Consider the following 8,724-nt stretch of genomic DNA (forward strand, 5'->3'; position numbering starts at 1 on the left):
GGGTTGGCGGGGTCGATGCCGATGGAGGGCGCCACGAACTCCAGCTCGCGCAGCAGCCCGTACGAGGAGCCGAGCGGCCCGCCGCCCTCCAGGAGCTCGTCGTTGGCGAGCGGGACCGGGAAGTCCACCGGGACGTAGGCGCCGGCGTGGTCGTAGTGCCAGACGAGGTGGGACTGCTGGGCGGTCGGCTCGAACATCTCCAGGAGCTGCTCGTAGTCGCCGCCGAGCTCGCCGACGGGTTCGACGGGGAGTCCGCACATCTGGAGGAGGTAGGCGCGCCGCAGGAAGTGCAGGGCCTCGTAGTCGAAGCCGGCGATCGGGGCGACGTCGCCGGAGAGCCCGGGCATGTACGCGTAGACCGGTACGGTCGGCATACCGGAGGCGGTGAGCACGGCGTCGTACGCGGCGATCTCTTCGGCGAAGGGGTTGTCGGGGCTGTGGCACAGCACGTCGACGAGGGGGACCAGCCACAGGTCACAGGCCAAGGGAGGCTCGCTCTCCGTCAGTTGCGGGGGACGCTCGCAGGGCGTTCGCCAGGCTTTTGCAGGGACGGCCAGGTTAGTCGGCGCCCCACGGACACCGTCCACCCGCTGAGGAACTGCCCGGGGAGCCGGGCCCTCAACCCGGGGAGCGCCACCCAACCCGGGCGGCCGCCCCCGTCGGTCGGGTCCGGGGCCCGCTCAGCCGGCCCGCCGCTCCAGCTGGTCGGCCCATTCCAGCGAGTGGGTGTTGTACTCCCGGACGACCGCGACGGCCGCCTCCCCGTCGCCGCGGGTGATGGCGTCGACCAGGTCGACGTGTCCGCTCCACAGCCGGCCGGGGACGTCCCGCTCGGAGCGCAGGTGGGGGACGGAGAACACCCAGGCCTGGACGCGGAGCCGGTGGAGGAAGTCGGCGATGTAGTCGTTGGCGGCGACGAGCCGGCCGAGTTCGCGCCAGTACCGGATGTCGTAGCCGATGAGGATGTCGAGGTCCCCGGCGCGGGCCGCGCGGGCCGCGGCCTCGCCCCTGCGGCGTACGGAGACGAGGGCGACGCCGATCCCGAGGTCGGGTTCGGTGACGGCGGAGCGGGGCGGCACCATGGCGGCGTCGCGCCGGAAGATGCCGTCGACGACGAGCATCCGGGCCTGGACCATGTTCCGGTAGTCGTCGACCGAGTACTGGTGGACGCGGAAGCCGCGGTGCTGGTCGGAGTCGAGGAGGCCCTGGGCGCAGAGGTCGACGAGGGCTTCGCGCACGGGGGTGGTGGAGACGCCGTACTGGTCGGCGATCTGCTTGACGGTGAATTCCTCGCCCGGTTGGAGACGGCCCGCGAGCACCTCGTCACGGAGCGCGTCCGCGATCTGCTGTCGCAGGGTGTTGCGGGTGACAGCTCCGCTCGCGGGCATGGGTGCGCCCCCTCCGTCCGGCTCCGGACACCCTAGTCCAGACGGAAGGGGCGCCCCCGTTTCCGGTGTCACATGGTTGTCACGCGGTGTGCTCGTCGGCCACCGCGAGGGCGGCGTCGAGGGCGGCGAGGCCTTCCTTGGCCTCGGCCTCGGTGACGTTGCAGGCGGGGACGGCGTGGGTGCGGTTCATGTTGACGAAGGGCCACAGGCCGTTCTTCTTCGCCGCGGCGCCGAAGGCGGCCATCGGGGCGTTCGCCTCGCCGGCCGCGTTGTACGGGACGAGCGGCTCGCGGGTCTCGCGGTTCTTGACCAGGTCGAGGGCCCAGAAGACGCCGAGGCCGCGGACCTCGCCGACGGAGGGGTGGCGCTCGGCGAGCTCGCGCAGGCCGGGGCCGAGGACGTGCTCGCCGATGTGGGCGGCGTTCTCGACGACCTTCTCGTCCTCCATGACGTGGATGGTGGCGACGGCGGCGGCGCAGGCCAGCGGGTGACCGGAGTAGGTCAGTCCGCCCGGGTAGGGCCGCTTGTCGAAGGTGGCGGCGATCTCGGCGTTGATGGCGACGCCGCCGAGGGGCACGTAGCCGGAGTTCACGCCCTTGGCGAAGGTCATGAGGTCGGGCACGACGTCGAAGTGCTCGGCGGCGAACCACTTTCCGGTGCGGCCGAAGCCGGCCATGACCTCGTCGAGGACGAAGACGATGCCGTACTTGTCGCAGATCTCGCGGACGCCGGCGAGGTAGCCGGGCGGCGGGGTCATGATGCCGGCGGTGCCGGGCACGGTCTCCAGGATGATCGCGGCGATCGTCGCCGGACCCTCGAAGGCGATCGTGTCCTCCAGGTGCTGGAGGGCCCGTGCGCTCTCCTCCGCCTCGGTGGTGGCGTAGAAGGGCGAGCGGTAGAGGAAGGGCGCCCAGAAGCGCACGACGCCGGCGGAGCCGTTGTCGGAGGCCCAGCGGCGCGGGTCGCCGGTCAGGTTGATCGCGGTGGAGGTGGCGCCGTGGTACGAGCGGTAGGCGGAGAGCACCTTCGTGCGGCCGGTGTGCAGCCGGGCCATGCGGACGGCGTTCTCGACGGCCTCGGCGCCGCCGTTGGTGAAGAAGATCTTGTCCAGGTCGCCCGGGGTGCGCTCGGCGATGAGGCGTGCGGCCTCGGAGCGGACGTCGATGGCGAAGGCGGGCGCGAAGGTGGTGAGCTTCGCGGCCTGCTCCTGGATGGCGGCGACCACCCGGGGGTGCTGGTAGCCGATGTTCGTGTAGACGAGGCCGCTGGTGAAGTCCAGGTAGCGGTTTCCGTCGTAGTCCCAGAAGTACGAACCCTCGGCGCCGGCGACGGCGAGCGGGTCGATCAGGCCCTGGGCGGACCAGGAGTGGAACACGTGCGCGCGGTCGGCGGCCTTGACGGCGGCCCCGGCCTGGGGATCGGGTTCGACGACATGAGGGGTCATGGGGTCGAGGGTAAGGAACCGCAGGTAGGGCGGGCCATGGCCATCTTGTCCACCGAGACCGGGGCGGACGCGACACCTTGTTCCGTCATGCGGAATCCCGCCGGAATCCCCTGTGAAGTTCTCCACCCGCCATTGACAGCATACTGTCGTCATGACAGTCTTCTGTCATCAGGGGAACCAAGGGACCGACCACACCGAGCAAGGGGTCAGCCATGGGAACGAACACCGCAGCGAAGACCGTCCACCTCGCCGTCTACGACACGCTCGCCGACTGGGAGACGGGCCACACCACCGCCTGGCTCGCCCGCGCCGGGTACACGGTCCGGACGGTCGGCCCGGTCGCCGGGGAGCCCGTCACGACCATCGGCGGCCTGCGGATCGTGCCCGACCTCGGGCTCGCCGACCTCCGGCCCGAGGACAGCGCGCTGCTGATCCTCCCGGGAGCCGACGCGTACGACGAGGGCGACGCACTGGCCCCCTTCACCGCCAGGGCCGCCGCCTTCCTCGGCGCCGGGGTCCCGGTCGCCGCGATCTGCGGCGCCACCGCCGGCCTGGCCAAGGAGGGGCTGCTCGACGACCGCCCCCACACCAGCGCGGTCTCGTTCTACCTGGACGCCACCGGCTACCAGGGCGGCGAGCACTACGTCGACGCGGACGCGGTGACCTCCGAGGGCGAGGCCGGCACCGGCGCCCTGGTCACGGCGGGCCCGACCGAGCCGGTCGCCTTCGCCCGCGAGGTCTTCGCGGTCCTCGGCGCCTACGAGGGCAAGCGGGACGCCTGGTTCCGCCTCTTCCACGACTCCGACCCGGCGGCCTTCGCCGAGCTGAACTCATGAGCCGCGCCGAGCAGGACGCGCTCTCCCGGACCGCCCTGGGCGTCTTCCGCCTCAACGGCCAGTTCCTCGCCGTCTCGGAGAAGCTGGCCGAGCCGGCGGGACTGACCGCGGCCTGGTGGCAGGTCCTGGGAGCCGTCCTCCCCGGGCCCCTCCCGGTCGCCGGGATCGCCCGGACCATGGGCATCACCCGGCAGAGCGTGCAGCGGATCGCGGACCTGCTCGTCCGCGAGGGCCTCGCGTCGTACGAGCCGAACCCGGCCCACCGCCGGGCCAAGCTCCTCGCCCCCAGCGAGGCGGGCCGGGCGGCCATCGCCCGCATCGACCCGGGCCACGCCCGGCTGGCCGCCGCGCTCGTTCGGGAGCTGGGCGGCCAGGAGGCCTTCGACGAGACGGTACGGGTCCTGGAGCGGCTGTCGGCGGCCTTGGAGGCCGTCGAGGCCGGTCACCAGTAGGTGACCTGCCGGAGGTAGACGCACTCGTGCCGAGGCCGGACGAGGTAGCTGAACATGCCGCCAGGAACGAAGGCGTCGTTCCCCTTGGGGCCCTCGCCCTGATACGCGGAGCCGTCCAGATAGAAGGCTTCGGCGGACCTCACCAGTTCGTCGGCCTTCTTCTCCACCTCGGCGACGAAGGCGGGCGGCGCGCCCCCCACGACGTGCTCCTCGTCGGGGTCGTACTCCCAGCGCCAGCTCACTCGGAGACCGCCCGCGCGGCTTCGCTCTCGACGGCACGCAGCTCGTCCATCGCCGCGCGGAAGGCCGGATCCTCCTTGCCCCTCGTACGGTGGAGCGCATCCAGCGCGGCAAGGCGACGCGTAGAGAGGTCGTACCGCCGCTCGATCTCCACCTCGCGGGCCCACACACTCAGCCACCCGTGCAGGGGCCCGAGCGTGTCGTGTTCGGCGGCCAAGGAGAACGCCTCGTTCTTCTGCTGTTCCATCTCCGCCAGCCGGTGAGGCGCGATGCGGGCAAGCGCGACGCGCAGGGCATCCGGCGTCCGCTGAGGTCGTGGAATCAGCTCTCCACCGTGCTCAGGCTCTGTGCTCACAGTGTCCTCCCAAGGGTCCGCCGCCAGCCTAGAGCTTCCCGGCGGCCCACGACTCGGAGAGAGGCGGGCCACGAGCGGACTGACCACCCGATGCCGTGCCATGACCACGTCAGGCCGAGCCCCGCCACCACGGCCACCGGCCAGGACGGAATGCTGAGCGGGACGGCCACCGTGGTCGCCTTGGCCCAGGTGGTCAGGACCCGCCGTTGAACTGCTCGGCCACGGCGCTCCTCAGCAGCAGCGGATGGACGAACCGGTCCGGCGCCGACGGCGGGAAGCGCCAGGACAGCGGCCAGGTCCGCCCGGTCAGGGCGGGCACGGGTACGTAGCTGACGTGGGCGGGCCCCGAGTTGAACCGGGTCACCCCGCGCGGCCACGGCTTCCGCGCGGTCGACCCCGCCGGCACGAGGAAGTAGACCCCGCGCCGCCCGTTCGCCTCGATCACCACCGGCCCCGGGTCGCCCCCGGTGAGCACCTCCATCCGGTCCGCGAGCAGCCGCCCCTCGTCGCCGTCGACCCGGACGGCGTCGAATTGCACCCCGGCCTTTCGGAGTTGGAATCCGGAGAGAGGAATCCAATCCGCGTTTGGTTCTCGATTATCTTCATTCACGGGGACATGTTCCCGCGCCGACGCTAGCGTTTTCCACGACTGCGGCAGGCGCGTCGGCAACCCCTTGACCTGCGTCAACGTGCCTTGCGGGCAGTCGAATTCGGCGGGGAGCAGTTGAGACCGGTTGAGACCGGTTGAGTTCGAATGGGGATCGCGATGACGCGAGAAGAGAACAAGGAACCAGTAGGTCCCGCTGCGCGGGTGGCGGCCAAGGTAGCCAAGAGAATGCGGCTGAAGAAAGGCCTGACGCAGGATCAGCTGGGCTCGCGGATGGGCTATACCGGCGCGGCGATCAGCGCCACGGAACGGTTCCTGCACCCGGTCAGCGACGAGATGCTGACGAAGCTCGAAGAGGCCCTGGGCGGCGGCACGGGCATGTTCGACGAGATGCGGGAGCTCGTACGGCTGGAGAAGCTGCCGGAGCAGTTTCGCGAGTACGCGCCGATCGAGCAGAAGGCGGTGGCGCTGTGGCTGTACGCGAACCACGTCGTCCACGGGTTGTTCCAGACGGAGGCGTATGCGCGGGCGCTGATTGCGGGTGGTCACCCGGAGCCCACTCCTGAACGGGTGGAGGAGCTGGTGGTCGGCCGGATGGCCCGGAAGGCGCTGTTCGACCGTACCCCGGTGTGCGAGATCGAGCTGGTGCTCGACGAGTCGGTGCTGCGGAGGCCGATCGGGAGCGAGGAGGTGATGCGGGAGCAGGTGGCGTACTTGGCGGAGTGCGCGCGAAGGAGGAACGTAAATCTCCAGGTACTACCCCTGGATGCTGGATTGGGGGGTGAGTACGCGGGCGACCGGGGCACTCTGGAGATCGTCGAAACCCCGGCTCACGACCGCGTGACCTTCCTGGAAATCCAGGGTGAGAGCCTATTGATCACCGACCGCGCGAAGGTGAGTAAGCACCTGCAGCGGTATGCAAAAATCCGGGCACAGGCCTTGGATCCGCGCAGGTCGCTGGGTCTCATCGAGGAGTTGGCGGGAGCACAGAGATGAACGACACCCTGCACTGGTTCAAGTCGAGCTACAGCGACAGCGGTGGCGGCAGCTGCGTCGAGGTCGCCTTCGACTGGCGTAAGTCCAGCTACAGCGATGGGGGCGGCGGCAACTGCGTAGAGGTCGCCACCTGCCCCCACGCCGTCCACCTCCGTGACTCCAAGCAGAGCGGCGGGCCCACGTTCACCGTGGAGCCCGCCGTCTGGAGCACGTTCGTCGCCTGGCAGTAGCCGATCAGCAGGACAGGTTCGACCCCGCGGGGACGCCCAGGATCTGGGTGAACTGCTGGTACTTGGTGACCCGGCTCTGGACCTGGGCCGGGTTGCGGCCGTTGCACTCCAGGCTGCCGTTGATCGCCCAGATCGTCTGGCCGAAGCCGGCGCCGTTGACCATGGCGTTGTGCGCGGTCATCGTGCCGGGGCCGTTCTGGGTGTTCCAGTACCAGAGGCCGGTCATCATGGCGACGGCCGGGTCCTGCTCGACGCGCCAGGGGTTGTTCAGCAGGTCGATGCCGAGGGCGTCACCGGCGGCCTTGTAGTTGAAGTTCCAGGAGAGCTGGATGGGGCCGCGGCCGTAGTAGGCGGCCTGGCCGGCGGGGCAGCCGTAGGACTGGCTCGTGTCGCAGTAGTGCGGGTAGTTCGCCGTGTTCTGCTCGACGATGTGGACGAGACCGCCGGTCTCGTGGGAGACGTTGGCGAGGAAGGCCGCGGCCTCCTGCTTCTTCACCGTGTCGCTGCCGGTGTTGGCGAAGCCGGGGTACGACTTGAGGGCGGCGGTGAGGCCCGCGTACGTGTAGAACGGGTTCCGGTTCGGGAACATCTGGTTGAACTGGGCCTCGGAGACCACGAATCCGGAGGTCGGCGGCGTGGTCGGCGGGGTGGTGGGCGGCGTGGTGGGTCCGCCGCCGCAGACACCCTGGTCGGCCCAGACGCCCCACTCGCCGGTGCTGCCGGGGGTCTCGTTCTGGGTCCACCACTTGGCCTGCCAGTTGCGGCCGTTGTGCGAGGCCGTCATGCCGCCCGTGTAGACGCTGGACGAGTTCCAGGCGGCCGCGCAGGCAGCGGCCGCGCCCGCCGAGGCGGCGGGGATCAGGAGGACGGCGAGTCCGACGGCCGTACAGAGCGCGGCCAGCGAGGTGACCAACTTACGCAGCATGCGTGCTTCCTTCCGGGTGGGGCCGGGTCGGGGAAAGCACAGCGAATCGCTATTGGTCTGGACCTGTCAAGGTCTAGACCAGAAGTTGCGGCAAGGGGAATTCCACATAGCCCCCGGACGGCCCCGGACACACAGAAGGCGGTCCCGGGCCGGGAGTTCGGGCCCGGGACCGCCGTCAAGCGGTCCCCACGCAGGTGGGAGAGGTGCGACTAGAAGAGGTTGTACTTCTGGAAGCCGCTGCCGGCCTTGACCGGCGCCTTGAACGGAGCCGTGGCGTTGCCCGTGCCCAGGTACTTGAGCAGGTCGCCGTTCGACTTGCGGGCGAGCAGGTCCGCCTTGCCGTCGAGGTTGATGTCACCGGTCGACAGGATCCGGTCGTACGCGTTCCAGCCGGAGCCGACCTTCGTGCGGCCGGTGAACGGGGCCTTGTAGTTGCCCGTGCCCTTGTAGAGCCACAGGACGCCCGTCTTGTCGCGGGCGACGACGTCGGGCTTGCCGTCGCCGGTCAGGTCGCCCTGGCCGGCGATCTGGGTGTACGCGTTCCAGCCGCCACCGACCCGCACGCGGGGGGTGAGGGTGCCGTTCGGGTAGGAGAGGTAGCTCCACAGCACGCCGGTCTTGTCGACGCCGAGCAGGTCGGCCTGCTGGGCACCGCCGATGTTGCCCGGCGAGAGGACGGTCGTGTAGATGTTCCAGCCGCGGCCGACGGTGTTCCCGTCGATGTCCTCGTTGTCGGCCGAGTAGAAGTCCAGGCGGCCGTTCTTGTAGACGGTCCACTCGGATTCGCCGTGACCGTCGTTGTCGTTGTCGGCGACGATGATGTCGGCGACGTCGGCGACCTTGTCCAGCGGACCGATCGTGTCGATGTCGTTGCCGATGGGGAACCAGACCTGCAGTTCCTGGGTCGTCTTGTTGGCGCCGTACATCTCGAAGGTGGGCTGCACCGGCAGCTCGGTGCCGGCGGCGGAGGCCGTACCGGCGACGGTGGCGGTCGCGACCGCGACGGCGGTGGCGACGAGGGCGCCCTTGAGCGCACGGCGACGAATGATGGTCATCAGATTCCCCCCTGGGACTCTTCGGCGGCGCGCTGCACGCGCCGCTGATCTTGAAATCTTGCCACACACGTTCGAAATTTGGCGAAATTTTGAAGAGCCCGTGGGCATGACGTGAAGACGCCCAAATGGCCTGCGCCTGGAGGGGGTTGTGGATCCGGGAGCGAGACGTGCGGGTGGGCGGGGATGCGACAAGGCC

General features: G+C 70.0%; 12 protein-coding genes. 4 read left to right on the plus strand and 8 right to left on the minus strand.

Annotated elements, in window-relative coordinates; translation table 11 throughout:
* The 3 genes from EAO70_RS16275 to EAO70_RS16285 all read right to left on the minus strand — a co-directional run.
* On the minus strand, positions 1 to 485 hold a 485-nt coding region (locus tag EAO70_RS16275; RefSeq protein ID WP_261992895.1), incomplete at its 3' end, for a hypothetical protein.
* Positions 486 to 680: 195 nt separating this feature from the next.
* Entirely contained in the window at positions 681 to 1,388 is a 708-nt protein-coding gene (locus EAO70_RS16280) for a GntR family transcriptional regulator (RefSeq protein WP_148003688.1), read from the minus strand.
* A gap of 79 nt (positions 1,389 to 1,467) precedes the next feature.
* A complete protein-coding gene (locus EAO70_RS16285) occupies positions 1,468 to 2,832 on the minus strand; it encodes an aspartate aminotransferase family protein (RefSeq protein ID WP_148003689.1) in 1,365 nt (454 codons plus the stop codon).
* A gap of 212 nt (positions 2,833 to 3,044) precedes the next feature.
* On the opposite strand from EAO70_RS16285, the gene EAO70_RS16290 reads away from it, so the two are divergent.
* On the plus strand, positions 3,045 to 3,668 hold the full coding sequence (locus EAO70_RS16290; protein WP_148003690.1) for a DJ-1/PfpI family protein: 624 nt from the start codon (positions 3,045 to 3,047) through the stop codon (positions 3,666 to 3,668).
* Positions 3,665 to 4,120: a MarR family winged helix-turn-helix transcriptional regulator gene (locus EAO70_RS16295; RefSeq protein WP_148003691.1), complete on the plus strand. Its 456-nt coding sequence runs from the start codon at positions 3,665 to 3,667 to the stop codon at positions 4,118 to 4,120. Before EAO70_RS16290 ends, EAO70_RS16295 begins: the two co-directional genes overlap by 4 nt.
* Here EAO70_RS16295 and EAO70_RS16300 read toward each other — a convergent pair.
* The 3 genes from EAO70_RS16300 to EAO70_RS16310 all read right to left on the minus strand — a co-directional run bounded on the left by EAO70_RS16300 (position 4,111) and on the right by EAO70_RS16310 (position 5,325).
* Entirely contained in the window at positions 4,111 to 4,362 is a 252-nt protein-coding gene (locus EAO70_RS16300; RefSeq protein WP_148003692.1) for a hypothetical protein, read from the minus strand. The genes EAO70_RS16295 and EAO70_RS16300 overlap by 10 nt on opposite strands.
* Complete coding sequence (locus EAO70_RS16305; RefSeq protein ID WP_187283915.1) at positions 4,359 to 4,715, minus strand: hypothetical protein; 357 nt, start codon at positions 4,713 to 4,715, stop codon at positions 4,359 to 4,361. Before EAO70_RS16305 ends, EAO70_RS16300 begins: the two co-directional genes overlap by 4 nt.
* A gap of 193 nt (positions 4,716 to 4,908) precedes the next feature.
* The gene (locus EAO70_RS16310) at positions 4,909 to 5,325 is read right to left on the minus strand and encodes a hypothetical protein (protein WP_148003693.1); all 417 of its coding nucleotides are present in this window, start codon (positions 5,323 to 5,325) and stop codon (positions 4,909 to 4,911) included.
* A gap of 156 nt (positions 5,326 to 5,481) precedes the next feature.
* Here EAO70_RS16310 and EAO70_RS16315 point away from each other — a divergent pair, with 156 nt between their 5' ends.
* Together EAO70_RS16315 and EAO70_RS16320 are read left to right on the plus strand one after the other, a co-directional pair.
* Positions 5,482 to 6,318: a helix-turn-helix transcriptional regulator gene (locus EAO70_RS16315; RefSeq protein ID WP_148003694.1), complete on the plus strand. Its 837-nt coding sequence runs from the start codon at positions 5,482 to 5,484 to the stop codon at positions 6,316 to 6,318.
* A complete protein-coding gene (locus EAO70_RS16320; RefSeq protein WP_148003695.1) occupies positions 6,315 to 6,548 on the plus strand; it encodes a DUF397 domain-containing protein in 234 nt (77 codons plus the stop codon). Before EAO70_RS16315 ends, EAO70_RS16320 begins: the two co-directional genes overlap by 4 nt.
* A gap of 4 nt (positions 6,549 to 6,552) precedes the next feature.
* Here EAO70_RS16320 and EAO70_RS16325 read toward each other — a convergent pair whose 3' ends face one another.
* Together EAO70_RS16325 and EAO70_RS16330 are read right to left on the minus strand one after the other, a co-directional pair.
* Positions 6,553 to 7,473 (minus strand): glycoside hydrolase family 19 protein, encoded by a 921-nt coding sequence (locus EAO70_RS16325; RefSeq protein ID WP_148003696.1) that lies wholly within the window; start codon positions 7,471 to 7,473, stop codon positions 6,553 to 6,555.
* 209 nt (positions 7,474 to 7,682) lie between these two features.
* Positions 7,683 to 8,528 carry an FG-GAP repeat domain-containing protein gene (locus EAO70_RS16330; RefSeq protein ID WP_148003697.1) on the minus strand — a complete coding sequence of 282 codons (846 nt, stop codon included), beginning with the start codon at positions 8,526 to 8,528 and terminating at the stop codon, positions 7,683 to 7,685.
* Positions 8,529 to 8,724 lie beyond the last annotated feature (196 nt).

This window comes from Streptomyces sp. adm13(2018) (genome assembly GCF_008042145.1).
Taxonomy (GTDB): Bacteria; Actinomycetota; Actinomycetes; order Streptomycetales; family Streptomycetaceae; genus Streptomyces.